This window comes from Paenibacillus sp. FSL R7-0179 (genome assembly GCF_038002265.1).
Taxonomy (GTDB): Bacteria; Bacillota; Bacilli; order Paenibacillales; family Paenibacillaceae; genus Paenibacillus_AQ.
In genome coordinates this window covers 2021648-2047374 of the sequence record NZ_JBBOCC010000001.1, presented here as the reverse complement: position 1 = coordinate 2047374, position 25727 = coordinate 2021648, and the positions used below count along the sequence as shown (strand labels likewise).

Genomic DNA, 25727 nt, shown 5'->3' with positions numbered 1-25727 from the left:
CTTTCCTAGTGGGAATTCTCTTGGGAGGCAAAAAACTTGGAAATGCCGGTCATGTCAAACAGCTTCTGTATTTGCGGGGGAACTTCAGCAACGGTGAATTTAACGTCCATTCCATGTCTTGCTTTGAGAATCGACAACAGGATTCCGATACCGGTGCTGTCAATGTATTTCAGATCCTTCAGATTAATCACGAGATCAAGCCCCGTGTCTCCCACTAGCGGTTCCATCACCAGACGAAAGTCAGGCGCTACAGACAGATCGAGTTCACCTACAAGATAAACCGTACATACCGAACCAACGGTTTCGGTCTTTGCGTGAAACTTTTCGCTTTTATGTGTATTCATAGACAACTCTCCTGGTTTAAATGTTTTCTTTACCAATAACCCTAATAGCCTAGGCTTGAAACAATAAAGGGACAATGCCGGCGCTGGTAATTCATGGGTCAAGCATTAAAAAGTGAAGTGTTCCGCTGGGTGGCGGGATTATCTCTGCCTGAATATCTGGAGATCATTTGTTTGATGCTGCTAAGCTTGAGCGGCTTGCTGATGTATCCGTCCATCCCGGCAGCGGTGCAGCGGTCTTGAATCCCCTCCATCACATTCGCAGTCATCGCAATGATCACTGTCTTGTCCGGAGAACCGCTGCCTTCCTGACGGATCAGGGAGGTTGCTTCCAGTCCATCCATCACCGGCATCTGCAGGTCCATGAAGATAAAATCATAAGCCGATTTCCGGGCCAGCTCAACAGCCTGATTCCCGTCCTCGGCCACATCGGCCCGGTACCCGAGCTTATCCAGCATGCTAACCATAAGCCGCTGGTTAATCGGATGGTCATCCACGACCAGCACTTTGCTCCGGTTTGCCTCGTCTGCCTGGGCCGCTGTGCCTTCCTCTTCCCCGCTGCTGCCCTCCAGCTCATGCTCAGGCACGGCTACCTGAATATTGAATACAAAGGTAGCCCCCTTCTCTTCCATTGACTCTACACGGATATCTCCGCCCATCATGCCTACGAGGGATTTACAGATGGCGAGGCCGAGGCCCGTTCCTCCGTACTTACGTGTCATGGAGGAATCAAGCTGGGAGAAGGGCTGGAACAGCCGGTCGCATTTCTCCGGCGAGATTCCGATGCCGGTATCTTTAACCGTAAATTCCACTACCAGTTTATTATCCGCTGCAGGCAGGCTGGAAGCAACCAAATACACGCCGCCCTGGTTGGTAAATTTCACCGCATTGGATACAAGGTTAATGAGCACCTGACGCAGACGGGCCATATCGCCATAGATCAGCCGCGGCAGCTTCTGGTCGATGAAATAGGCCAGCTCCAGATTTTTTTTGCCGGCTTCCGCCGAAAACAGGCTAAATACCTCCTGAACGGTGGTATGCAGCTCGAATAATTGCTCTTCCATTTCCATTTTGCCCGATTCCATCTTGGTGAAGTCAAGAATATCATTAATCACGGTTATTAGGGTGTCCGCACTTTTACGTATAATCTCTGTATATTCCTTCTGCTCCGGAGCAAGCTCGGTCTCCATCAAAAGATCAATCATCCCCACTACACCATTCATCGGCGTGCGGATCTCATGGCTCATCATCGCCAGAAACTCGGTCTTGGCCTTAGCCGCGATCTCTGCTTCTTCCTTGGCTTTGATTAATTCGCCGTTCATACGCTCAAGCTCCAGCGTCTTTTGCTGCAGCTGCATCGCTTGAATCTGCTGCTTCTTGCTGGTCAGATACATATTCACAAAGCCTTCAATCTTCGACTTCAGAATCTGCGGGATAAACGGTTTGACCATATAATCAATGGCGCCGGCAGAATACCCTGCGAACAGATGCTCCGACTCCCGGCTGTTGGCTGAGATGAAGATGATCGGAATATCCTTGGTTTTCTCCCTGGCTTTGATTAATTTGGCGGTTTCGATCCCGTCCATACCTGGCATCTGAACGTCCAGAACAATCACGGCGAATTCATATTTCAATAAGCACCGCAGTGCTTCTTCTCCAGAATTGGCTTTGACAAGCTTGTAATGCTGACTCTCAAGGACGGCTTCGAGTGCCAGCAAATTCTCGGGACGGTCGTCAACCAGCAGTATATGAATCGGTTCCTGAACCCCCATAGGTCCCTCCTTACCCGCTATTTATTTTTGCGGTATATTTTCTCAACCCGGTCCAGAGGCTCATAGCTGTCACTGTAGCGAGTGAAATGAATGGATTCCTTGGAACCGAGGACCAGCACTCCGAACCGGCTGAGGCTCTCATGGAACAAGCCATGCACATGATCGCGGAGCTCATCGTTGAAGTAGATCATTACGTTCCGGCACAGGATCACATTGAATTCATTGAAGGAAGTGTCCGTTGCCAGATTATGCTCTGCAAAAATGATATTCTTGCGCAAATACGGCTGCAGAATCACTGAGTTATATTTCGCTGTATAGTATTCCGAGAAGACACCTGTGCCTCCGGCCTCCAGGTAGTTCTTGGTGTATTGTTTCATCTTGCCGATCTCGTACACGCCTTCTTTGGCCTGCTGCAAGGAACGGGCGTTCATGTCCGTGGCATAAATTCTTGCCTTGTCATACAGTCCTTCCTCATGCAGCATAATTGCCATCGAGTAGACCTCTTCGCCTGTGGAGCAGCCGGCGTGCCAGATCCGGATATAAGGATAGGTCCGCAGGAGCGGAATGACCTTCTGACGGAAGGTCAGGAAGAGTCCGGGATCACGGAACATCTCTGTCACAGGGATCGAGAGACTGTACACGAACCGCTCGAAGCATGCACGGTCATGCAGCACCTTTTCCTGCAGGGCAGAAATGGTAGGTAAGCTCTCTGCATGGACATGATGCCAGATGCGCCGCTTCAAGGAGGGCAGGGCATAATTCCTGAAATCATATCCATACAAACGGTGTACTCCGTTCAGAAGCAGCTCAATCTCAATCTGTTCAAGCTCCTGCTTGTTCTCCGGCGGATTCCCCTGCCCCTCATATCCGTGCTCCATCGCTGCCATTGTCATCAATACTCCCTTGCCTGCGCCTTATTTCCGTACTTGGTTTGAACCTGCTGTATAGGTATTACCCCGAAATCACCCTTACGAATACAACCAGACGCGCATTAACGAAAGAAGCTGATCTGTACTGATCGGTTTCTTCATATAATCGGAGGCTCCGGCTTCAATACACTTGGCCCGGTCTTCCTTCATAGCCTTGGCTGTGAGGGCGATAATCGGCAATTTCTGGTACTGCGGCATCTGCCGGATGCGGCGCATCGCTTCATACCCGTCCATCTCGGGCATCATCATATCCATCAGCACCAGGTCATAATCAGTCTGTTCGACAAGCATGTCGATGGCCTCGCGGCCGTTCTCGGCAAATTTCACTTCCATGTGATAGCCTTCGAGCACACTGGAGAGGGCAAAGACGTTGCGGATATCATCATCGACGAGCAGAATTTTTTTGCCGTCAAACAGCTCCTCTTTATTGTGCAGCTTTTGCAGGATTTTACGCTTATCCTCCGGCAGATTTGCTTCTACCCGGTGCATGAAGAGCGTTGTCTCATCCAAAAGCCGTTCCGGCGAGCGGACATCCTTGATGATAATGGATTCCGCATATTTGCGCAGCTTGGTCTCTTCCTTGCTGTCCAGATCCTTGCCGGTATATATAATAATCGGCAGATCGTTTAGCTCCTCATCGTCACGGATCTGATCCAGCAGCTCGAAGCCGGTCATATCATCCAGCATCAGATCAAGCACCATACAATCATATCTCTGCTTGTGCAGTTCATTCAGAGCCTCTTGACCTGAAGACACCGCCGTAATCACTACATCATCATGTCCGATAAGCTCCTCAATAGAGCGGCGCTGGATATCGTCGTCCTCGACGATCAGGAGATGCTTCATCGTGCTGGCGGTGTAATTCTCAATCTGCGAGAAGGCCCGGTCCAGCGCTTCACGCGAGGACGGCTTTCTAAGATAGGCCATCGCTCCCATCATGAGCCCCTGCTTCATCTCATCATTCACAGAGATCACATGCACCGGAATATGGCGTGTCTGGGAGTCGCTCTTAAGCTCCCTCAGAATCGACCAGCCGTCCATGACCGGCAGCTGGATGTCGAGAATGATCGCGTCCGGCAGCAGAGTCTTCGCCATCTGCAGGCCGGTATCGCCCTGCAGGGCTACCAGTCCCTTGAAGCCGCGCCCGCGGGCCATGCCCAGCAGAATCTTGGCAAAGCTCTCGTCATCCTCAATAATCAGCAGCACCTTGTCGCCGCTGGCCAGAGAATCGCGGTCATCTTCCACAACTACAGGCATAACAGGTGTAGGCGCGATATCCCCTGCTCTATCCCATGACAGTTCCTCCCGGAACTCCTCAAGCTGCAAGGGCTCCCCGGCAGGAGCGGCTTCTACCGCTCCCGGCAACAGGCTGAAGTTCCCCTGAACCGGCAAATACAGTGTGAATACACTTCCTTGCCCTTCGCGGGACTCCAGTCCGATGGCTCCGCCCATCAGGCGGGCTAATTCGCGGCTGATGGAGAGACCAAGCCCCGTGCCGCCATATTTGCGGCTCGTCGTCCCATCCACCTGCTGGAACGCCTCGAAGACGATATCCATCTTATCGGACGGAATACCGATGCCGCTGTCCTTAACGGCTATGGCAATATAATCATAATCATGCGGCAGATAGGCAGGCAGCCGCTTGACGTCCGCACGGCTGACAGAGAATTCCACATACCCTTCGCTGGTGAATTTGAAGGCATTGGACAACAGGTTACGCAGGATCTGCTTCAGTCTGTGACTGTCGCTATATACGCTGTCCGGCAGCGGCTCGTCAAAGGACAGGCGCAGCGACAGCCCCTTCTTCGCAGCCAGCGGAGCAAAGTTCTGCTTCACGAAGGTCTTCAGCTCAATCAGCGGAATCTCTTCGTGATTCAGCTCCATTTTGCCGGCATCGACCTTGGACAAATCAAGAATCTCGTCAATCATCTTAAGCAGATCTGCACCTGACATATAGATGGTATGGGCAAATTCCACCTGCTTCTCGCTCAGATTGCCTTCCTTATTCTCCGTAAGGAGCTGGGAGAGAATGAGCAGGCTGTTCAGCGGTGTGCGCAGCTCATGGGACATATTGGCCAGGAATTCGGATTTGTATTTGCTGGTTACTGCAAGCTGCATAGCCTGCTTCTCCAACTGCATGCGGGCATGCTCGATTTCATCCTTCTTCTCCTCAACCTCCTGCACCTGATCCTGCAGTGCACGGGTCTTGGCGACCAGCTCTGTATTGTAATGCTCCAGCTCTTCCTGCTGGCGCTGCAGCAGCTCCTCTGAACGCTTCAGGGCATCCGTCTGCTCCTCCAGATTCTCGTTGGAGCGGCGCAGCTCCTCCTGCTGGGTCTGCAGCTCTTCCGACTGGCATTGCAGCTCTTCGGTCAGTGCCTGCGATTCGCGCAGCAATTCCTCAACCACTAGCCTGCGGCTGATGTTGTTCAGAATAATCCCCAGATTACTGGAGAGCTGATGAAGCAGTTCATTCTGCAGCACCGAGAACGGTGTGAAGGATGCGAATTCTACTACACCCAGCACTTCATCCTCGAATAAAAGCGGGTGAATGGAAATATAACTCGGATGCGCTTCCCCGAATCCCGAAGACACCGAGATATAGTTGTCAGGCGCCTCTGTCAGCTTGATCGGCAGCTTATCCAAGGCGCTCTGCCCGATTAGGCCCTGGCCAATCTCGAAGCTCTCCTTCGGCGTAACCCCCTCCTCACCGGCATAAAAGGCACTGCTGACCAGCAGGTTCGGATTGTCCTGGCTCTTCAGGTAGACGGCACCATACTGTGCTCCCAGCACCGGCGTGAACTCACTGATGAAGGTCTGGGATACCTGATCCAGTGAGCTGACACCGCGCAGCAGCTCGGTAATCCGGGCAATGTTGGCATTCAGCCAAGCCTGGTCACTCTGTGCCTGGGAATAGGATCTCTCCAGCTCCTGCTTCTGCTCAATATCCTCAGCCATCCGCTGGAATACCCGTGCTACATCGCCAATCTCATCCTTCGATTTCACCTTGATCCTGCGGATCGCCCGCATCTTGCCGTTGCCGAAGCTGGTAATCATCATGGAGACGACGCTTAGGCCGCGTGTGATACTCGGTATCACCCACAGAATGACACCCAGCCCCAGCAGCAGCCCCAAGACCATGATCAGTGTGACCATCTGAATCGATCGGCTCGAAGCCTCCTGGGCATTGGCCGTCTCCTCGGTCATGCGGAAGGCATTATAATCAGACAACGCATTCAGACTGTTCAGCACCTCGTTCTGAACGTCCTGTCCTTCTGCGTTACGGTACGTGTTGGCATTCTGAAAGTATCCGGCTCCCAGCATCTCCAGAACCTTATCCTGATATTTCAGATACGCAGAATAGGAGTTCTCAATCCGGGATAATATTTGCAGTTCCTCTGCGGTCTTCAGCGAAGCCTTAATGTTCTTCAGATGCTCCGCTGACTTGAGAACCTTGCTGTCAATCTCCGCCTTCTGCGCTTCCAGGGTTACAGTATCGGCATTAAGCATGGAGGTGGTCAATATCCTTGCCATGTCGTTCACTTCCCCGCGAAGTCCTGAAGAAGCCCGGCCCTTGCTGTATCTCTCCTGGTAGCTGTCCAGCTGGCTGCTCATATAATGAAGCCTGTCATACCCGATCAGGGTCAGCGCAAGCATAATTGCCAGCATGGCACTGAACCCGATCAGCAGTTTAGCCTTTATCTTCATTCCATATCGGTTCCTTTCTTCAGCGAGATCCAGACCAGACATTTATCGTCATCCCGGTCCGCGTTAACAGGCTCGCTCAGGAATGCAGCGCGTACCAGTTCTTCCTGCCAGTCATGAGTGGTATTCAAATGTCCGATCATGAATTGCAGCTGCTCCTCCTGACCTCCCTCCACCATCTCCAAAAGGCCGTCCGTGAACAGCACCAGATGCCCCTCATCCTCATAGCTAAGGCTCTGCTGCTGGATATCGATCCGGTCAAACAGGCCCACAGGGTGACAATTGCTCTCAAGCAGCACCGGAGTCTTAGCGTTCCCTTCAAAGAACAGCGCCGGCGGATGCCCGGCATTCACATAATTAATCCGCTTCATGCGGGTATCAATGACAAGATAAATGGCCGTGAAATAATACTGGACCAGCTGCTTCTCAATATAGAGCTGATTGAATCGTCTGTTCAGCTCCTGAATGACTTTTTCCGGCTCCACATACGTAGTTACAGTATCCTTCAGCACAGAGGCCAGGAACATACAGAACAGGGAAGACGAGATCCCATGGCCCATCATATCCAGCAGAATCACCGCATAACGCCCGTCCCCCAGCGGATACCAGGCATACAGATCTCCGGCCAGCTCGAAGGAAGGCTGATAGATGGCATGCACCTCCAGGCTCTCCTCGGCCAGCGGCAGACTGAGTACCGCATTCTGCACCAGGGCAGCCAGCTTCAATTCATCCTGTATCCGCTGGTCCCGCTCCTTATGCCAGTCCTTCTCACGCTTCAGCCGCAGCGCGAGGCGGATGCGGGCCATCAGCTCCACCTTGTTGATGGGCTTCGTTACATAATCCACCGCTCCGGCATCCAGCGCCTCGGCAAGCTTCTTAGAGTCACCTACAGCCGTAACCATAATAATAGGAATATCCTTCAGATGCTCATATTGCTGAACTACACGGCAGGCTTCAATCCCATCCATCTCCGGCATCATCATATCCAGCAGAATCAGGTCCACGTCAGACGGCCGGGGCTGCCCGTTCTCTTCCCCTGCACCGACGCCGAGCAGCTTCAGCATATCTTTAGCGGACGAAGCCGTTATGAAATTCCGGTAATCTTCCTTCTTGAGGATCTCACGAATGATAATTACATTGGTAGGATTGTCGTCTACGATTAATATTCTCAAGCTCTTCACCTCACGCGAATGATATTAAGACCATAAACCCGCAACTCTATCGTTCTATCATACGATATTTACACGGCCTGTTACCATCCAGCTAGATATTGGCATAAACAGGTTCCGGTTTCAACAAAGTAACCTCCAGCTCCACTACGTTTAGTGGGACTGGAGGTTACGCTATTGTACTATTGAGGTCAACGAAGCTGACCCGCGATTATTGTGGGTTTCTTTTGGCAATCACCAGAACCTTGCCAGTATCCAGCTCTTTCTCGTAAAATGCCGCCTCCGCTGCGCTGAAGCCCAGTGAAGTAATCTTGAAGCGTAAAGCGTCGCCACGCGAACGGAAGAGGTTGGCAATGGCACCGAACAGCCCTTCTTCGCTCAGCCCCACTTCATTAGTATCTGCGGCGTCTACGATACGCCCTTCGCGGTCTTCATCGTGACTGATCACATAAAGATCCTCTCTGGTGTAGCCGCTGCTGCGGAGCCGATTCACTTCTTCTATCGCTTGAACGCCGTTCTCCAGCAGCTTGGCATAAGCCTGTGTACCGGTTGAATCCATGAAATCACTCTCCTTCATAATGAATAAGGGCCCAGCCACCGGATAGATGACTGACCATTCATTAACCAATACCGCCGTATTTGAATCAGCCTCAGAAGGAATATGCGTCGAACAAATCCAAGCCGTCCCATTCGCCGTTCTTCATATTACGGTAGATCTTGAGCGCGGCCTCTCCTCTAATGTAAACATCCCCATCCTCGGCTTCAAAATCAGGCGCTCCCAGCATATCCTGCACATTCATCGTCCGGGGATGGAGCATCAGCCCGTTAAGGCTCAGACCGTATTGCCCTGCCTGGGCAGGGGAAACATGTACATAGAGGACCACACCGCCACATACCCCCGCCGAGAGATCGGCATATTGATATTCAAGGCAGCCCGCCCAAGGATCTTCAGCAATCTGCTGAGGCGTTCCTTTGGCCTGCTGCAGCTTCTCTTCTGTCATATATAAGCTAATCCCGGACAGGGAATCGAAGCTGCTTATGTAAGGATCGGCAACTGCGCTATGCCCGAAGGCGAACATTGCCGGCAGCTGTGCGGCGGTAACGGGACCGGGCGTAACCGTCTCTCCTTGCGGCGGTGCAGAAATGAAGGGAGCAAGCAGACTAAGCAAGAGAATAACCATTTTCATAGAGTTCCCGCCTTTCATGTGCTGGTATTGCCCCGTCCTGTGCCCCGCCGTATATCATTTCATTAAGGTATTAGTGGCGGAATTTCTGCCAGATCGCGGCGGCTGCATCCACGCCTTTGAGGGCTGCAGCAATCTTGCCCTTGGGTTTGGTTGAACTCACTGCCTCATAGGATTGAACGGTTCTCTCCTCCGCCGGTGTTAACGGGACTTCTGCGATAGATACCGATTTTGCCTTATCCTTCAGTTCACGTGATTTACGGAATTTCTCAATTACCGTTACCGATACCTGCTTCACGGTCAATGTCAGCTCGTTCATGACATCGCCCAGATTCTTCACGGAATCCACGATCGGGTCAATCTTCTGGATTTTGCCCTGGACATCAGCAGTGATGTCATTGGCATGCCGGACTGTTGTTTTCACTTCATAGGTAAGCTCATCGATAGTCTTCTGAACCTCCTGCAGCGTCTGGCTGACCTTGTCGAGCGAGTCCTTCGCCGATTTCAAGGTTTTGATTAAAAAGAATACGAGTACTGCAAAGGCGATAGCAGCCAGTGCAACGCTAAGTTCAATGATCATAGCAGATAACCCCTTCCAAAATGTTTAAATTGTCGGTTTGCCCTGTGTGATACTGCATAGTTACCCTTACAGAATTCGGCCGAAACAAAGGCCAAGCACCTGGAATCCTCTTCCTTTCCTCCCTGTTTCAAATGGATAAGCCCCGTTTAAACAATGACTACATCAACGTACAGAAAGGATGACATCTCATGCTCAGATGGTCCATAATTCTGCTGGTAGTGGCCCTGATTGCCGGTATCTTCGGCTTCTTCAATATCGTGGCGGCGGCTGTCGGCATCGCCAAAGTATTGTTCTACATCTTCCTGATCCTCTTCGTGGTCTCACTCTTTATGGGGCGCAGGGGACGATCCATGTAGGTAAGCATACCGTTAACTGACTGCCGGCCAGGCAGTGCTCAAGGCCCGGAGTTCTTCGTCAGGAAGCCTCCGGGCTTCTTGCTGCCCTTCAAAAAGTATAGGCCTTTCCGCTCAGAATGTCATCGGTGATTCAGACCGGATGAAGCGGTTCCCGTCAAGCTGGACAAGAAAAATAAAATTTCTTGGTTACGCTGGTTCATTCAATGCAAATTATGTTTACATCCATATTAGCACAGCAAGAACATAGAACATCACACCAACATACCTAGGAGGAATCATCGATGAAAAAATTAGCCAGTTTAACAGTAGCAATGGGTCTTATGGCTTCCCTGGCAGCAACAGCTTCCGCTGCTGAGGTAGTAACAGGAACAACAGCAACTACCAAAACCACTTCTTCCGATGCAGTAACCACTGTAACCGGAGCAACTTACCTGAATCCGGCAGACCCGGTCATTACTGCAGCTAATGTCAAGCCTGCAACTCCTCAGATCATTCTGACCAAACTCACAGCATTCCATCTTTCTGCGGGAAGCACGACTGCTATTGGCTGGCTGGGTGCACAGACTGTTGATACTACTGGTGTGATCACGAGAGACACTATGGGCAACGAATGGAGAGAAATCTACACTTGGCTGGGTAAAGCCTGGATCAAGGTTCCTGCTTCCGCATACGTAATCAATCCATAAGCGATTCGACACATAAGAGTCATAGCTGCTCCACTCCTATGCTGCAGCTATGACTCAACGGATGTACCCTGACAAGGCACGTGGACGCCAATCCAAACGGCCTTTTTTTTGTGTCTAATTCATGTGAAAAAGGGTTATCCCTTCAGCAGAATCTTCTACTGAAGGGATAACCCCGCCATACACCCGCTTGTAGTTCACCCGTCACAAACTTGTACTGCCTGTCGCTTCTTGCTGTCCTGGCTGTATATATTAGCGGATGACCGAGCCTCCGTACAGGAAACGGTTCATCCAAGAAGCGCTAAGATTATCTACTCTTACACCGCCGGAGCTTACTGAATAGGTATGCAGCAGCTTCCCGTCACCCAAATACATAGCGACATGCGTAATTCTTGCCGTAGACTTGTTGATTCCGGCATAAGCAGAGGGCGAAGTTCCTTTATAATCCATGAAGAACATCAAATCACCGCGCTTCAAGCCGGAGATATCCGTAGTTACACCGCTGTTCTGCTTCACCCAGTCCCCTTGCTGCCGGGAATCGGCAGGCAGCTTGAGGTTCGCTGCATCCATGAAGATCTGGCGGATGAAATCCGAGCAATCGAAGGTACTCGTATCATTACGGCTGGAACCGAATTCATACGGTGTACCCAGATAGCCCATCCCCGCTGCGATCACACGTTCAATCACGGCCGTCTGACCGGCTGTAGGTACAGGTGCCTGTGTTGGAACAGGCGCCGGCACCGGCGTCTGAACAGGTACCGGTGTTGGAGCTGGAGTTGCTGGAGCAGACGGCGATGAAGCACCCGCTGTAATATATTGATCGGATGAGCTGGTATAACCCACCGTCCCATTTGCCGTTCTTATTTTGTACCAATAGCTGTTGGTCTCTTCAAGGATGGTTACCTGATCATTCTTATAGAGATATCCAACCACTTGACCACTGGTTGCAGGGGTCTCCCTTACACGGACCGTGGCCTGAATCACTGCTGTCCGGGACGCAGGTGCGGAAGCCGTAAGCAATCGGATGTAGGAATCTCCCGAGCTCATATACCCCACAATGCCCTCTGCCGTTCTTACTTTGTACCAGTAGCTGTTCGCAGCTTCCAGAATAACGACCTGGTCGCCTTTATTTAGATATTTCAGTACCGTGCTGCTGGTAGACGGATCTGTACGCAGCCGGACCGAAGCTTGAATAAGGCCTGTCTGTCCAGTGGAGGCCGCAAGTGTTGTAATCGATGAATCGGTTGCAGCGAAAGCCTGACTTGGACTGAACACTCCCAAGGATAATGCCAGTGATGCGGAAACCCATAACGATGCTGTAATTTTCTTGCGTGATACGATCATAGCGTTCCCCCGCTTAGCGTATTAAGAAATTCAACAACGGCGCGCGCTACGTTTGTTGCTTTCTGCCCTCATTATAGGCTGGCCCGGGATTTGGAACATGCTCCAAATTTCACAAAAAACCTTTCCATCTTATGGTAACATGCAGGTCTAAAGTCGCTATTTCTCCTTGGATTTGGTGGAAATTACAGCTAACTAGGAGAAATCATGGAATGTTAGTCCTTGGGCTCCACGTGAACTTGCACATGCATGATATTATGCAGCTTGGTCATCCGCTCTTCAATCGAATCGCTGATCTCATGCCCTTCCATGACCGTCATGCGGGCATTCACCTCTACGACTACATCCACCAGCACATGATTGCCGTGTACACGGGCTTTTAAATCCTTGATACCCTCTACGCCAGGGGTCCGGGCAATGGTGCTTCGCAGGTCAAGCAGCTTATCTTCGTCAAAGCCGTCTGTCAGCCGGTACGTGGAATCGCGGAAAATATCCCAGGCTGTCTTGATAATCAGCAAGCCGACTCCGATGGCAGCCGCCGAATCAATCCACGGCAGTCCGAACTGCGCCCCAACAATGCCTACAGCCGCCCCTACGCTTACAATGGCATCCGAGAAATTATCCTTCGCTGCAGCCATCAGCGCATGGTTATTAATTCGCTCTGCCAGACGCTTGTTATATATATATACCCCCATCATCGCTACTGCACACACCAGCGCAACGCCGGCAGACCAGAGCTGCGGCGTGGCCTTCCCGCCCTCGAACAGCGAGCGCACCGCCTCCACAATAACCTGAATGCCCACCAGCGCCATAATAAAAGAGGCCATCAGCGCCGCAATCGTCTCGGCCCGGAAATGCCCGTAGGTATGATCGGAATCCGGCGGCTTCCGCGAGATGCGCAGCCCGATCAGCACCGCCAGCGAGGCCACAATATCGGTTAAATTGTTGAATCCGTCCGCCAGGAGCGCACTGGAGGCGAACAGATAGCCGCAGATCAGCTTAAAGGCTGACAGAATCAGATAAGCGGCGATACTGACCAGCGCACCCTTCTCACCCTTGCGAATATCTTCATAAATATCGGTCATCTCTGCCTCTCTCCCTATTCCTGCCGCATAAATACAGGAAAACTTTCTTTGAGTTATTCTTGCCCTTGTAGCAGCATTTAAAAACATTTAGAATAAGGAAAAGGACTTGCTGCCTAAGGGGGTAACATAATGAGCGAGAACAACGAGAAACCAAAAATTAATTTGGCTGATGCCATCCGCCAGAAGCTGGAGCAGAAGAAACAGCATGCTTCGGGAAAACCGGGTTCAACCTTCCAGGCCGGCTCCGCGAAGCCGCTGAAAAGCCAGAATAACAAGAAGCCTAACAATCAGCGCCGCCGGACTGGCGGTTCCTAGACCTTAGATTTCAAGTGGAAACGGCTGCGTTATCCCTCCGGGGACGACGCAGCCGTTTTTCATATGAACTCATAACTGTTCATTCTGTCTATATCTGATTCTTAAGCCTCTACAGGGTACATCCGGGCCCGCATTTCCTTGATCTCCGGGTTCTCCAGATATTCGTCATAGCTCATCGTACGGTCAATGATGCCAGCCGGAGTAATCTCAATGATGCGGTTGGCAATCGTCTGGATGAACTGATGGTCATGGGAGGTGAACAGGATTGTGCCGTCAAAATCGATCAGGCCGTTATTGAGCGCGGTGATCGATTCCAGGTCCAAGTGATTGGTCGGCTCATCGAATACCAGCACGTTGGCTCCGTTCAGCATCATCTTGGCCAGCATACAGCGGACCTTTTCGCCCCCGGACAGTACGCTTGCCTTCTTCAGTGCCTCTTCGCCGGCGAACAGCATCCGGCCCAGGAACCCGCGCAGGAAGGTCTCGTCCTGATCCTTGGAGTATTGGCGCAGCCATTCCACCAGGTTCATGTTCACCCCGTCGAAGTAGCTGGAGTTATCCTTAGGGAAATACGCCTGGGTAGTTGTCACTCCCCAAGTATACTCGCCTGCATCTGCTTCCTTCTCACCCATAATCACATCGAACAGCAGGGATTTAGGCTGGGAATGCGGTCCTACAAAAGCGATTTTATCTCCTTTGTTGACTACAAAGCTGATTTCATCCAGTACCTTCTCACCGTCCACTGCCTTGGTCAGGCCGCTGATCGTCAGCAGCTGCTTGCCGGCTTCACGCTCCGGCTTGAAGTTCAGGAACGGATATTTACGGTTGGACGGACGGATGTCATCCAGGGTAATCTTCTCAAGCTGCTTCTTACGGGAAGTCGCCTGCTTCGATTTGGAAGCATTGGCCGAGAAGCGCTGAATGAAGGCCTGCAGCTCCTTCATCTTGTCTTCCTTCTTCTTGTTGGCATCGCGCTGCAGCGCCTGGGCCAATTGGCTGGACTCATACCAGAAGTCGTAGTTGCCGACATACATCTGGATTTTGCCGAAATCGATATCCGCAATATGCGTACAGACCTTGTTCAGGAAGTGACGGTCATGGGATACCACGATAACGGTGCCTTCGTAATCCATAAGGAAATTCTCCAGCCAGCCAATCGATTCAAGATCCAAATGGTTGGTAGGCTCATCGAGCAGCAGGTTGTTCGGGCGACCGAACAGGGCCTGGGCCAGCAGGACCCGCACCTTCTCGTTGCCGCTGAGTTCGGCCATTTTCTTGTCATGCATCTCACGCATGATCCCAAGACCTATCAGCATAGCAGCAGCGTCAGGCTCAGCATCCCAGCCGTTCAACTCCGCGAATTCGCCTTCCAGCTCACCGGCACGAAGTCCGTCTGCTTCAGTGAAGTCGCTCTTTGCGTACAGGGCGTCCTTTTCCTTCATAATTTCATACAGGCGGGTATGACCCATAATTACGGTCTCCAGCACCTGGAACTCGTCATACTCGAAATGGTTCTGTTTCAGTACGGCCAGCCGTTCACCGGGTGTGATATGCACATCGCCGATGTTCGCTTCGATCTCTCCGGACAGAATCTTTAGGAAGGTCGATTTGCCGGCGCCGTTCGCGCCAATCAGACCGTAGCAGTTGCCGGGTGTGAATTTTATGTTTACATCCTCAAATAGTGCGCGTTTTCCGTAGCGGAGTGTTATACCGCTTGTGCTAATCATTAAGCATTACCATCCTTTTCACATAGGTTCCGGCTCATTATAGCATAAATCTAAGCAAAATGGCCCTTATTACGGCTCTTATTTAAGTAGAAGTGTTTAATACAAGCCTTCTCCGGGTTATTGCCCCTCCGGGCGTTCTTCGGGCTGGACGACCAGCGTCTCCCCATAGCCCAAGGTACGGATACGCTCCTCACCAAGCCCTTGCGCTACCCTCGCCTGCTCCATCCGGTCCAGCGCTTCGCGCGCGGTATCATCGGCCAGCCTGAAGGTTCCGAAGTGCATCGGAATCATCAGCTCGGCGCCTACATCCAGGAAGGCCTGCACGGCCTCCTCGGGATTCACATGCTGGGAGTTCATGAACCATTCAGGCTCATAAGCGCCAATCGGCATCAGCGCGACATGCAGCTTGAAGCGTCTGCCGATCTCCTTAAAGCCCGGGAAGAAGCCGCTGTCTCCGGCAAAATAGAGGTTCGGCGGAAGCAGCTTATGCTGCGCCTTGCCCTCCTCCCCCTCCGGGTGCTTCTGCGGATCTGCCGGCTGAAGCACATAACCGCCCCAGTGCGAGGAATTCGTATCGAACGGCGTTCTCCGCGTCCAGTGCTGGGTCGGGACAAATGTCAGCTTGACGGCACCCAGCGTAATCTCCTGCCACCACTGCATTTCCCGGCAGTTCGGGAAGCCTTTGCGGAGCATTTTGCGCTTAAGCCCCGCAGGCACCACAATGGTTGTCCCTGCCCGGTACAGCTTGCGGATGGACGCTATATGCAGATGGTCATAATGGGAATGGGAGATCAGAATCAGGTCGATCGGCGGGATATCCGCGAGCGGAATGCCCGGCTGACCGATCCGCTTCTCGAAGCCCAGCCGCCGCGCCCAGATCGGGTCGGTGATGATATTAAGCCCTTCATATTGCAGAAAAAAGGTAGAATGCCCGATCCACGTAATCGTCGTCTCCAGCCGGTTCCCGGCCAGATAGTCGAGGCGCGGCGGATGATTCGGCACTTTATAGCTGTAATCCTTCTTTTTCCTGCGGCGCTCCTCACGCCATTGGCGGAATTCCTTAAGTGTTTTATCGGTGCTGACATTGTCGATGTTGTTGTAACGTATTCTGGCCATGCAAGAACCACTCCTTATAGCAGATTTGCCGTTTCTGTTGCCGGGCGGCAAACCACATATCTTAACTATAGGGTTCCGCAGAATCATTTGCAAAATTACAGGGCTCTGCGGGACGCTTACTACAAATTGTACCCAAATGGGTGGGCGGGAAACGTCGGGGCATCTTTTGTCAGGGATGTTGCGGACTTAGCGGCGGTATCGGGCGGGAGGGGACGGTATGGGGAAGGATGAAATCCTGCACGGATTGCAACATCCCCTCCCTATCTTCAGCCTCATACCCAAGATTATTGCATAAATATCAGCATTTCTACTCCACCGTGGGGTCTTAGCGGGACATTTCCTTCATTTTATGCAACATTCCCCAACAACCCGGTTATATATGAAGTCAAAATTGCAAAAAGTGCAACACTTTCCGTTTGAGTTGCAATATTTAAAATTTTAGAGGGTTCGCGTCCGCCCCTTTGTATTCACTTGCTTAAATGAGGTAAAATGCGGGTAAAGCAAACGGTGCTTATGCTACTTAGAAGAGGAGCTGACATATGAAGATTACCTTTATTGAACCAACCCCGAGTCCAAATACCATGAAGCTTCATCTGGACGAAAGCCTTGCCCCCGGGATCCGCCGGACGTATACCCCGGAGACCCGGCGCTCCGCCCCTTCCTGGGCGCAGGAGATGCTGGAGATTCCGGGCGTGACCAGTATTTATCATGCCGCTGACTTCGCCGCGCTGGAGCGCAAGGGCAGCGCGGACTGGGCGGCGATTCTGCGCGAGGTCCAGAACCGCTTCGGGGCGGATGGCCTCAGCGCGGAATATAGTCTTGGCGATGAGAATGACGGCGCCCACTTCGGGGAGTCCCAGGTGTTCGTGCAGATGTTCCGCGGTATCCCGATTCAAATACGCGTCAAGACCGGCGCGAAGGAGGAGCGCATCGCCCTCTCCAGCCGCTTCACCCAGGCGGTGACTGATGTGGCCAGCGCTGTGATGATCAAGGAGCGCAAGCTCAGCGATTACGGCGTACGCTACGGCGTGCCGCCGGAGATTGCCCGCGAGGTCGAGCAGGAGCTGGAGGCGGCGTATCCGCAGGAACGCCTCGACTCCCTCGTGCAGCAGGCCATCGCGCACGGGGCTGCCGGCGAGTTCGTCGAGCAGCGGCACAAGAAAGAGCAGGCCGAGCTGCTGCGGGACCTGCACGATGCGGATTGGCGCGTGCGCTATGCCGCGCTGGAGGATCTGGCGCCGGGCGAGCAGCTCCTGCCGGAGCTGCGGGCGGCGCTGCACGACCCCAAGCTGCAGATTCGCAGATTGGCGGTCGTGTACCTGGGCGATATCCGCACCCCGGGCGCGATGGAGCTGCTCTATGAGGCGATGAAGGACAGCGCCCCGGCCGTGCGGCGCACCGCCGGGGACACGCTCTCCGACATCGGCGACCCGGCGGCGACGCCGGTGATGACGGCGTCGCTGAGTGATGCGAGCAAGCTGGTGCGCTGGCGGGCGGCACGCTTCCTCTACGAAGTCGGCACAGCCGAGGCTCAGGACGCGCTTAGCGTGGCTGCCGAAGACCCCGAATTCGAGGTCGGGCTCCAGGCCAAGATGGCACTGGAGCGGATTCTGTCCGGCGAGGAAGCAGCGGGTACGGTCTGGCAGCAGATGTCTGAGCGCCGGCGGAGCTGACGTGAACCTGCCGTATTTTGTCATTGCCTGAGAAGCCGCTATGCCTTATACTGATTCCTGTTGTTCATATCGTTCAAAGATAGCCTCATCATACCTAGGATGAGGTAGAGGTCGCGGATAAGAAGAGTAAGCGCGTGGAGATGCCTAAGAGCCATCGGTGATACGCGCCCAAAGGAATATCCGCCGAAATCGTTAACTGCTGCTCTTAATCCGCAGTTACGATTGGGGCCGTTTGCCGAAAGGCGCGGAACTGTCACTGTGCATGCCCCCTGTCAGGAGACTGCGGGAGCTGCACCGTGTTGCGCTATCTTAACAGGGAGTATGATGCGGAGCCTATAATCAGGAAACCGCAGCGTCCGTCTGCGGTTTTTTTGCGTGCAGCATGCCGGGAAGAAGACACTGGCCCATGCAGGCAGCGGCACTCCCCCTGTGAACAGAACCATCAATCTAAAGGGAGTGTCTTATTCATGCAAGCACAGCAGCCTAAACGGCCGGCAGTACAGGCGGGTAACGCCAATACGCCGGGCCTGCGCAAATCCTTCAAAGCAAGACATCTGACCATGATCGCCCTCGGCGGCTCGATCGGAACCGGACTGTTCCTCGCCAGCGGCGGGGCCATTGCCTCCTCCGGTCCGGGCGGAGCCCTGCTCGCCTACACGGCCGTCGGCATTATGGTCTATTTTCTGATGACCAGCCTTGGGGAGCTGGCCACCTACCTGCCCGATTCCGGTTCCTTCAGCACCTATGGCACACGGTTCGTCAGTCCCGCCTTCGGCTTCGCTATCGGCTGGAACTTCTGGTACAACTGGGCAGTGACCATTGCAGCCGAACTCTCTGCAGCTACCGTTATCATTAAGTACTGGTTCCCGGACAGTCCTTCCTTCCTGTGGAGTCTGCTCTTCCTGGCGCTCATGTTCGGCCTGAACTTCCTGTCTGCGCGGGGGTACGGTGAGTCAGAATACTGGTTCGCCATTATCAAGATTATTACGGTGGTCGTCTTCCTGACGGTCGGCGTCCTGATGATCTTCGGAATTCTGGGCGGCAAGGCGGTGGGCTTCAGCAACTTCCACCTCGGAGGCAGCTCCTTCCATGGCGGCTTCTTCGCCTTCGTCGGGGTCTTCATGGCCGCCGGGTTCTCCTTCCAGGGAACGGAGCTGGTGGGCGTAGCCGCCGGAGAGAGCGAGAACCCGCGCCGCAATGTGCCGATCGCGATCCGCCAGGTATTCTGGCGCATTCTGATCTTCTATATTTTTGCAATTGCCGTCATCGGTATGCTGATTCCTTATACGAATCCCGATCTGCTCCGCGGCGGTATTGATGATATCGGCGTCAGCCCGTTCACCATCGTCTTCAACAAAGCAGGGCTGGCGATTGCCGCTTCGGTAATGAATGCCGTAATTCTCAGCTCCGTGCTGTCTGCCGGGAACTCCGGGATGTACGCCTCCACCCGTGTCCTGTACGCCATGGCCAAGGATGGAATGGCACCGCGCGCGCTCGGCAAGCTGAACCGCAGAGGTGTTCCTGTAGGCGCACTGCTCGTGACGACTGCTGTCGGCATGCTCGCCTTCCTTGCCTCCTTCTTCGGAGACGGCGCGGTGTACAATTGGCTGCTTAACGCTTCCGGGATGTGCGGCTTCATCAACTGGCTCGGGATTGCCGTCTGCCATTACCGTTTCCGCCGGGCCTTCGTGAAGCAAGGCCATTCCCTGGAGGAGCTGCCTTACCGGGCAAGATGGTTCCCGTTCGGTCCGCTGTTTGCCTTCGCTCTGTGTATGGTCGCCGTATTCGGCCAGAACATGGGCGCCTTCACCGGTGCGAAGATCGACTGGTACGGCATTCTGGTCTCCTATGTCAGCGTGCCGCTGTTCCTGCTGATCTGGCTGGGCTATGGATGGTTCCGCAAAAGCAGCCTGATCCCGCTGGAGAAGTGTGATCTGAGCACCCGCGCAGACTGATTCATTGCAGCATAAGTGGAACCGGCATTGCCGTCCGTTTAAGGACGGTACCGTTTCAGCGGATAAGATAAGGTAATTATAGCGTGAAGCATATGAATTTTTATTTTTCAGCAAAAGACCGGTTTTGATCCGCAGCAGCGGGCCAAAACCGGTCTTTTAAATATAGCTAGTACGTTATCAGATTTAAAATAGTGGAACAGATGCAATCCCCCTTCAAATTACATCTTTTTCCAAGCGGATCTTGTTCTTCAGGGGCGTTTGGCTTCGCGTAACGGACTGAGTCCATTAAGCTGCAAAAAGTGGCGTTTTCGCGGGGATAAGATTCTCTCCGGTCCGTTAGATATTCGTGGGAATTCCTGCAACTGTTGCTTACGCCCAGGTTGTGATCGTATCGACCGGCAGGCGGTAAGATGGATAGCCTTCCTTGGCAGCCTTGCCAATCGAAATTAACATGACCGGCTGGAACCGTTCCTTGTCAAGGCCAAATACTTCGGCAATATGCTCCTTGTCATACCCGGCCATCGGATTGGTATCGTATCCGTGGGCGCGGGCCACCAGCATTAACTGCATCGAAATAAGCCCCGAGTCAATCAGATTCACATCCCGCAATTCGGACGCTGAGATGTTGGCATAATAAGGTTTGACCTGCTGCAGCTGCATTTCCATTACCTCGCGGGGCATGTACCCAAGCTCTACAGCTTTGCCGAAAATTTCGTCCATATATTCAGTGTTGTTAGCATCATAGAATACCGCAATTACAGCAGCGGATGTGAGTGCCTGGGTCTGGTTGAAGGAGGCCAGCGGCGCAAGCTTTGCTTTGCCTTCAGCGCTGTCAATGACGAGGAACCGCCATGACTGCATGTTAATGGAGGATGGGGCACGGGTGGCTTCCGCCAGAATCTCGGTCATTTCCTCTCTGCTGATTTTAACCTCAGGATCATAGACCTTCACGGAACGGCGCTCCAGGACAATTGTGTTGAAATCATTGGTTGTGCGGAATTTACCTGTCGTTGTGCTCATGGTTATTTCTCTCCTTTGTATATAATGTGCTGATGTTGAATCATCACTAGGAGAATTGTAAACTATAAACTATAGTTCATAGCAAGAACAAACCATGAGGTGATGGCATGAAGATCAGTGAAGTCGCAACAAAGGTCGGTCTTCCTATTTCAACCCTGCGTTATTATGAGAAAATGGGCATCATTACGGAGGAGTATATCCTTAGAGAAGAGAATAATTACCGGAATTATGTCCCGGAAATCGTTCAATATATTGAAGTGGTAAAGAACTGTATAGCGGTCGGATTTTCAATTCAGGACATTAAAGACATGATTGCCAAGCATGGAATATCCAAGAATGAGCAAGCACGCATTATACATCACAAAATAGCAGAGATTGAAGACGCGCAGAAAAAAATGGAGGCTTCCAAGCAATCTCTGTACGAGATTCTGGATATGAACATCACGTGTGAGAACGGGTTCGGGAAAACCTGAATCCATAAGAAGCAATCCAGGCATAGAAGCGCCTTAGAAGGGACACGCTAACCAGTATTCACACCCCAAGGAGGCCGCTATGAAAATGAAAAAAAACTGGATGATAGCCTTGCTGATGCTCCTGCTTGTCACCGCCGCCCCTGTTAGCATGAGCTCCGCTGCGCCTGAATATGCCCGGTGGGGAACCATCGCCGTCAAGGAGACGCAGCAGAAATACAACGCCGAGATCATCGATTACAAGCACATCGGCCGGACCCAGATCCAGCCGAAGCTTGCAGAAGAGAAGTTCAAGCTGCTGGTCCGCAGCAAGGCGGGCCGGGAATTCGGCGTAGTCGTGATGGTCCGCTTCAACCCTTCAACAAACAAGCTTCAGACCATTCAGTTCCTGGAGACCAAGGCCTGAAATAAACTCCACCCTGGCTGGTTCGCCGGACAGCTGACACTCTTTTATTTCCAGGTCGCATATACCTTAAGATCTCCTGTATTCTCGAACGGCGAGCTGTTGAAGGCCAGATTGTTCAGTCCCAGCCCATAGAGCGCCTGCAGATCCTGCCTAAGCAGCTTGTCGCTTCCGCGATAGCGGAACAGCAGCGATTGCTGTCCGGCCTCTGCCGCCTGCTTCGCAAGCGCCTTGAGCTGTTCCGCCGACGAAACCACCTGATTCTCCTCGTACAGCCAGTAGTTCAGGTCCTTCTGCAGCGTCTTGTATGCCTCCCCCCCCTGGTCCCCTTGATTAACCAGCTTAGTCAAGGTCTGGGCATAACTGGTGGAGGCCGCCGGATAGGACTTGGTCCAAGTGTGGTCAAGCCGCATCTGGGCATCGGTCCTCATATAATAGAGCGTGCTGATTCCGCCCTCCGGACTCGGGTCCGGGTCATCCCAGGTGGTATCGAGATGATACCATGCCCCGTTCAAGAGCACCAGATTCCAGGCATGGGACTGGGTCACACCGTCTGCCGCCCTGGCCGTCCCTTCCACAATTCTGTTCGGAATGCCCGCTCCCAGCAGCAGCTTATAGGTTAGCAGCGTATAGCCCTGGCAGACCGCACTTCCGGTCTGAAGTCCCTCATAAGCGGTGTATTTGCGGTGCGAGTGATCATATTCCAAATTCAGCACGACCCAGTCGTGAATCGCTTTTACCTTCTGGTGATTGTTCATGCCCGGTGTTATGATCTGCTGCAGAATAGCCTTCACCTGCTTGTTAACATATGCCGTCTGCTGCAGCGTCTCCCGGTATTCCACCTGAACCGTCACATAAACAGCCCGCGTGCTTCCACGGTAAGAGAAAGCATAGCTGTCAATAATATAATACAGGTACGGGTCGCTCCCCATCGCCTGATTAATGGCCGTCTGGATCTCACTTTTCAGCTTGGCAGTCTTACCCTGATAAGTGAAGGTAATCGTCTCTCTGCGGTTACTCATCGCTCCGGCCAGCTTCTGCGTCATTCCTTGTGTCGTCTGCACCACCGCCGAATCCGCTGCAGCATACGCATGCTCGTATCCCCAGTACATCGCAGGCGGAATAGCTGCACACACAAGCATAAGTCCAACCGCCGTTTTCATCAGCGATCTATATCTCTTCCCCATATGATCCGCGTGCCTCCTGCAATCTATATTATCGGCCATAGCCGTATACTCTATATTAAATGCCAATAATGCCCTAATTACAACTTCAACCTGAAGAATAGGCAGGCGGTCGTGCCTGTACTCTCCATTACATTATATCGGCTCTGCCCTCTCCCTGCATCATAAGCCATTCTCTCCCCGCTGTGAGCATTAAACCAATGTGTAGAGGTGAACACAGGAATATACGCCCCCCTCACACCCCCACAAAGTACACCCCGCCAGCCGTAACCTCAAGCACACCGTTCAGCGCCTGGCGGCGGCCGTCTGCAAGCTGTAACTTCAGCTCTTGCGTATACCTGAGACGAAGTGTTCCATCGAACCGGGCTGTAATTCGCGCGGAGACCAGTACTCCAGCCTGCCATTCCATGTCGACCGTATACCCTCCGCGCGCCTTCAGGCCGCTGATAGATCCGTTCTTCCAGACTCCCGGCAACGCCGGGAGCAGCGTAAGCTCCCCGAGATGACTCTGCAGCAGCATTTCTGCGATTCCGGCGGCCGCACCAAAATTACCGTCAATCTGAAACGGCGGATGTGCATCGAACAGGTTGGTGTAGACGGAGCGGGTTAGCAGCGTGCGCACATAGCCGTAAGCCGCATCCCCGTCTGCGAGCCGGGCATAGAGGTTGATCAACCAGGCACAGCTCCAGCCGGTATGTCCCCCGCCGGAAGCAACCCGCTGCTCCAGTGTTATGCGGCTGGCTTCCAGCAGCTCCGGCGTGTCCCGCCTGTTAATCCGGTTGCCCGGATACAGGCTGTACAGGTGGGAGACATGGCGGTGCCCCGGCTCAGCTTCGGCGAAGTCATAGAGCCATTCCTGCACCCGTCCGCTCTTGCTGATCTTCAGCGGAGACAGACGTACGAGTGTCTGTTCCAGCTCCTCCTGAAACTCAGCGTCTACGCCAAGAATACGAGCAGCCTCCAGGCAGTGCTGCATCAGCTCAGCGATGAGGCTCATATCCATGGCCGAGCCCATAGATATACTGCAAGCTCTGCCGTCCTCCGCGATGAACCGGTTCTCCGGCGAAGTAGACGGGCTGGTAACCAGCCGGCCCTCCGGTCCTTCCACCAGCCAATCCAGGCAGAAGAGGGCTGCTCCTTTCATTAGCGGATAAGCGCTCTCGCCCAAATACTCCAAATTGGGGTTGAATTCGTAATGCTCCCACAGGTGACGGCATAGCCACACGCCGCCCATTGGCCAGAAGGCCCAGCTGGCATCTCCGCCCGACGGTGTGGAGGCCCTCCACAGGTCCACATTATGATGAGCCACCCAGCCGCGCGCCCCGTAATGAATAGCCGCCGTTCTGGCTCCGGTCTCACTAAGCTCCTTAATTAACTCAAGGAGCGGCTCGTGGCATTCGCTGAGATTGCAGACCTCCGCCAGCCAGTAGTTCATCTGTGTATTGATATTGGTCGTGTAATTGCTGTTCCATGGTGGCTGAACATGGGGATTCCAGATCCCCTGCAGATTCGCTGCCTGTGTTCCGGCCCGTGAGCTGCCCATCAGCAGATAGCGGCCATATTGGAACAATAGGGCCTCCAGCGCCGGGTCTTCTGCCCCCTCCTGATATGCAGCCAAACGTTCATCGGTTGGCCGCTCCTCCGCCTCGTGACCGCCCAGATCCAGATCCATCCGGCAGAAGATCGCCTGATGCTCCCCGGTATGCCTTCTCCGCAGCTCCTCATAAGTCTTACCCGCCGCAGCGCTTAATCTGCTGGCGCACAGCTCTGCCGGACTTAGCATAGCTGTGGAATACTGAGCTGGCGCTGCGGCTCTATGGCTTGCTCTTGACCGCACCTCCTCATAGTCCGTTCCGGCAGCCAGCAACAGCAGCACACGCTCCGCGCCATTGATTACAAGCTTGTCTGCGGAATGCCGGATACTTCCCCCGGTGGCCTGTACATGCAGGTGCAGCTCGAACGCAACTCCAAGCCCCTCCTCATAGAGCACCGCAAGCGGATGATCCTGGCGGTAATTGTCGGCAATATGTGAGGGACAGCGGCCCTGCATTACAAGCCCAAGCCCGTTCCCCTCCAATGGGCTAACGCTATGCTGTAATTGGCTGTCCAGCTCCAGCTCTAACTGAATTCCCCGCGGCTGATCGCTTGTCAGATACACGACACCGACCTGGTCCGGCGTGCTGATGAATACTTCACGGGTGAAGTTGCCCTGCTCCGTCTGATAAGTCACTTTGGCAACCCCGCTATCTAAATCCAGCTCTCTTTCATAGGCCGTACAGTTCTCTGCGCCCGGCTGCGTAAGAATCAGGTCCCCGAGCGGCATGTAGGCCTGGGCGTTGACCCCCAGCATATGGGCATTCACCATATCCTCGGCCTCGCCATAGTGGCCTGCAGCAATTAGCTCCCGGGTTCTTTTCAAATACCTGAGCGCTTCGTAATTATTGGTATCCCGGGGGAACCCGGACCATAAGGTATCCTCATTCAGCGAGATCAGCTCTCTGGCGGTACCGCCGAATACCATAGCTCCCATATGCCCGTTCCCCAGCGGCAGCGCCTCTTCCCAGGCGGCTGCGGGCTGGCTGTATCTAAGCTTCCACGCGGATTTCCTTTGTTCAGTTTCCATATTCTCCTCATCCTTCCTGCTAAGAGTTCTGAATACAGCAAAAGGCCCTGACCTAAGTCGGGCCTTTCTGCCTCCTGCTCTACTCTAAATCATGCT

At 53.3% G+C, this 25727-nt stretch carries 22 protein-coding genes and 1 riboswitch; of the genes, 7 read left to right on the top strand and 15 right to left on the bottom strand.

Annotated elements, in window-relative coordinates; genetic code table 11:
• Nucleotides 1–5: 5 nt before the first annotated feature.
• The 8 genes from MKX63_RS09025 to MKX63_RS08990 all read right to left on the bottom strand — a co-directional run bounded on the left by MKX63_RS09025 (nucleotide 6) and on the right by MKX63_RS08990 (nucleotide 9680).
• Nucleotides 6–344, bottom strand: a complete 339-nt coding sequence (locus tag MKX63_RS09025; RefSeq protein WP_036694974.1) for an STAS domain-containing protein — start codon at nucleotides 342–344, stop codon at nucleotides 6–8.
• A gap of 98 nt (nucleotides 345–442) precedes the next feature.
• Nucleotides 443–2113: a response regulator gene (locus MKX63_RS09020; RefSeq protein ID WP_341016621.1), complete on the bottom strand. Its 1671-nt coding sequence runs from the start codon at nucleotides 2111–2113 to the stop codon at nucleotides 443–445.
• A gap of 17 nt (nucleotides 2114–2130) precedes the next feature.
• Complete coding sequence (locus tag MKX63_RS09015) at nucleotides 2131–3000, bottom strand: CheR family methyltransferase (RefSeq protein WP_445321823.1); 870 nt, start codon at nucleotides 2998–3000, stop codon at nucleotides 2131–2133.
• 81 nt (nucleotides 3001–3081) lie between these two features.
• Nucleotides 3082–6750: a response regulator gene (locus MKX63_RS09010; protein WP_341016620.1), complete on the bottom strand. Its 3669-nt coding sequence runs from the start codon at nucleotides 6748–6750 to the stop codon at nucleotides 3082–3084.
• Nucleotides 6747–7919 carry a SpoIIE family protein phosphatase gene (locus MKX63_RS09005; RefSeq protein ID WP_341016618.1) on the bottom strand — a complete coding sequence of 391 codons (1173 nt, stop codon included), beginning with the start codon at nucleotides 7917–7919 and terminating at the stop codon, nucleotides 6747–6749. Before MKX63_RS09005 ends, MKX63_RS09010 begins: the two co-directional genes overlap by 4 nt.
• 208 nt (nucleotides 7920–8127) lie before the next feature.
• Entirely contained in the window at nucleotides 8128–8475 is a 348-nt protein-coding gene (locus MKX63_RS09000; RefSeq protein ID WP_076080447.1) for a general stress protein, read from the bottom strand.
• 91 nt (nucleotides 8476–8566) lie between these two features.
• A complete protein-coding gene (locus MKX63_RS08995; protein ID WP_341016616.1) occupies nucleotides 8567–9103 on the bottom strand; it encodes a hypothetical protein in 537 nt (178 codons plus the stop codon).
• A 70-nt stretch (nucleotides 9104–9173) separates the two neighbouring features.
• Nucleotides 9174–9680, bottom strand: coding sequence for a DUF948 domain-containing protein (locus MKX63_RS08990; RefSeq protein WP_341016615.1), 507 nt, complete (start codon nucleotides 9678–9680; stop codon nucleotides 9174–9176).
• A gap of 188 nt (nucleotides 9681–9868) precedes the next feature.
• Between MKX63_RS08990 and MKX63_RS08985 the strand changes: the two genes are divergently transcribed.
• The gene (locus MKX63_RS08985) at nucleotides 9869–10036 is read left to right on the top strand and encodes a DUF1328 domain-containing protein (protein ID WP_036694965.1); all 168 of its coding nucleotides are present in this window, start codon (nucleotides 9869–9871) and stop codon (nucleotides 10034–10036) included.
• A gap of 281 nt (nucleotides 10037–10317) precedes the next feature.
• On the top strand, nucleotides 10318–10722 hold the full coding sequence (locus tag MKX63_RS08980; protein ID WP_341016614.1) for a hypothetical protein: 405 nt from the start codon (nucleotides 10318–10320) through the stop codon (nucleotides 10720–10722).
• A 249-nt stretch (nucleotides 10723–10971) separates the two neighbouring features.
• Here MKX63_RS08980 and MKX63_RS08975 read toward each other — a convergent pair whose 3' ends face one another.
• Both MKX63_RS08975 and MKX63_RS08970 read right to left on the bottom strand, forming a co-directional pair.
• Nucleotides 10972–12063, bottom strand: coding sequence for a C40 family peptidase (locus MKX63_RS08975; protein ID WP_341016613.1), 1092 nt, complete (start codon nucleotides 12061–12063; stop codon nucleotides 10972–10974).
• A 212-nt stretch (nucleotides 12064–12275) separates the two neighbouring features.
• Nucleotides 12276–13145, bottom strand: a complete 870-nt coding sequence (locus MKX63_RS08970; protein ID WP_341016612.1) for a cation diffusion facilitator family transporter — start codon at nucleotides 13143–13145, stop codon at nucleotides 12276–12278.
• Between the two features lie 129 nt (nucleotides 13146–13274).
• Between MKX63_RS08970 and MKX63_RS08965 the strand changes: the two genes are divergently transcribed.
• Nucleotides 13275–13460 (top strand): hypothetical protein, encoded by a 186-nt coding sequence (locus tag MKX63_RS08965; RefSeq protein WP_036694961.1) that lies wholly within the window; start codon nucleotides 13275–13277, stop codon nucleotides 13458–13460.
• Between the two features lie 101 nt (nucleotides 13461–13561).
• Here the strand turns inward: MKX63_RS08965 and MKX63_RS08960 are convergent, their stop codons facing one another.
• Both MKX63_RS08960 and MKX63_RS08955 read right to left on the bottom strand, forming a co-directional pair.
• A complete protein-coding gene (locus MKX63_RS08960; RefSeq protein ID WP_209876806.1) occupies nucleotides 13562–15187 on the bottom strand; it encodes an ABC-F family ATP-binding cassette domain-containing protein in 1626 nt (541 codons plus the stop codon).
• A 117-nt stretch (nucleotides 15188–15304) separates the two neighbouring features.
• Nucleotides 15305–16303 carry an MBL fold metallo-hydrolase gene (locus MKX63_RS08955; RefSeq protein ID WP_341016610.1) on the bottom strand — a complete coding sequence of 333 codons (999 nt, stop codon included), beginning with the start codon at nucleotides 16301–16303 and terminating at the stop codon, nucleotides 15305–15307.
• 539 nt (nucleotides 16304–16842) lie between these two features.
• Here MKX63_RS08955 and MKX63_RS08950 point away from each other — a divergent pair.
• Nucleotides 16843–17976 (top strand): conserved virulence factor C family protein, encoded by a 1134-nt coding sequence (locus tag MKX63_RS08950; protein ID WP_341016609.1) that lies wholly within the window; start codon nucleotides 16843–16845, stop codon nucleotides 17974–17976.
• 97 nt (nucleotides 17977–18073) lie between these two features.
• A riboswitch (Lysine riboswitch) is annotated at nucleotides 18074–18291 on the top strand.
• 152 nt (nucleotides 18292–18443) lie between these two features.
• Nucleotides 18444–19931, top strand: a complete 1488-nt coding sequence (locus tag MKX63_RS08945; RefSeq protein WP_341016607.1) for an amino acid permease — start codon at nucleotides 18444–18446, stop codon at nucleotides 19929–19931.
• Between the two features lie 369 nt (nucleotides 19932–20300).
• Here MKX63_RS08945 and MKX63_RS08940 read toward each other — a convergent pair whose 3' ends face one another.
• Nucleotides 20301–20951, bottom strand: a complete 651-nt coding sequence (locus tag MKX63_RS08940; RefSeq protein WP_341016605.1) for a nitroreductase family protein — start codon at nucleotides 20949–20951, stop codon at nucleotides 20301–20303.
• A 107-nt stretch (nucleotides 20952–21058) separates the two neighbouring features.
• On the opposite strand from MKX63_RS08940, the gene MKX63_RS08935 reads away from it, so the two are divergent.
• The gene (locus MKX63_RS08935) at nucleotides 21059–21424 is read left to right on the top strand and encodes a MerR family transcriptional regulator (protein ID WP_341016603.1); all 366 of its coding nucleotides are present in this window, start codon (nucleotides 21059–21061) and stop codon (nucleotides 21422–21424) included.
• A 79-nt stretch (nucleotides 21425–21503) separates the two neighbouring features.
• Nucleotides 21504–21827, top strand: coding sequence for a DUF3889 domain-containing protein (locus tag MKX63_RS08930; RefSeq protein ID WP_341016602.1), 324 nt, complete (start codon nucleotides 21504–21506; stop codon nucleotides 21825–21827).
• 44 nt (nucleotides 21828–21871) lie between these two features.
• Here the strand turns inward: MKX63_RS08930 and MKX63_RS08925 are convergent, their stop codons facing one another.
• Both MKX63_RS08925 and MKX63_RS08920 read right to left on the bottom strand, forming a co-directional pair.
• Complete coding sequence (locus MKX63_RS08925; RefSeq protein ID WP_341016601.1) at nucleotides 21872–23011, bottom strand: transglutaminase domain-containing protein; 1140 nt, start codon at nucleotides 23009–23011, stop codon at nucleotides 21872–21874.
• Between the two features lie 232 nt (nucleotides 23012–23243).
• Entirely contained in the window at nucleotides 23244–25631 is a 2388-nt protein-coding gene (locus MKX63_RS08920; protein ID WP_341016599.1) for a glycoside hydrolase family 95 protein, read from the bottom strand.
• Nucleotides 25632–25727 lie beyond the last annotated feature (96 nt).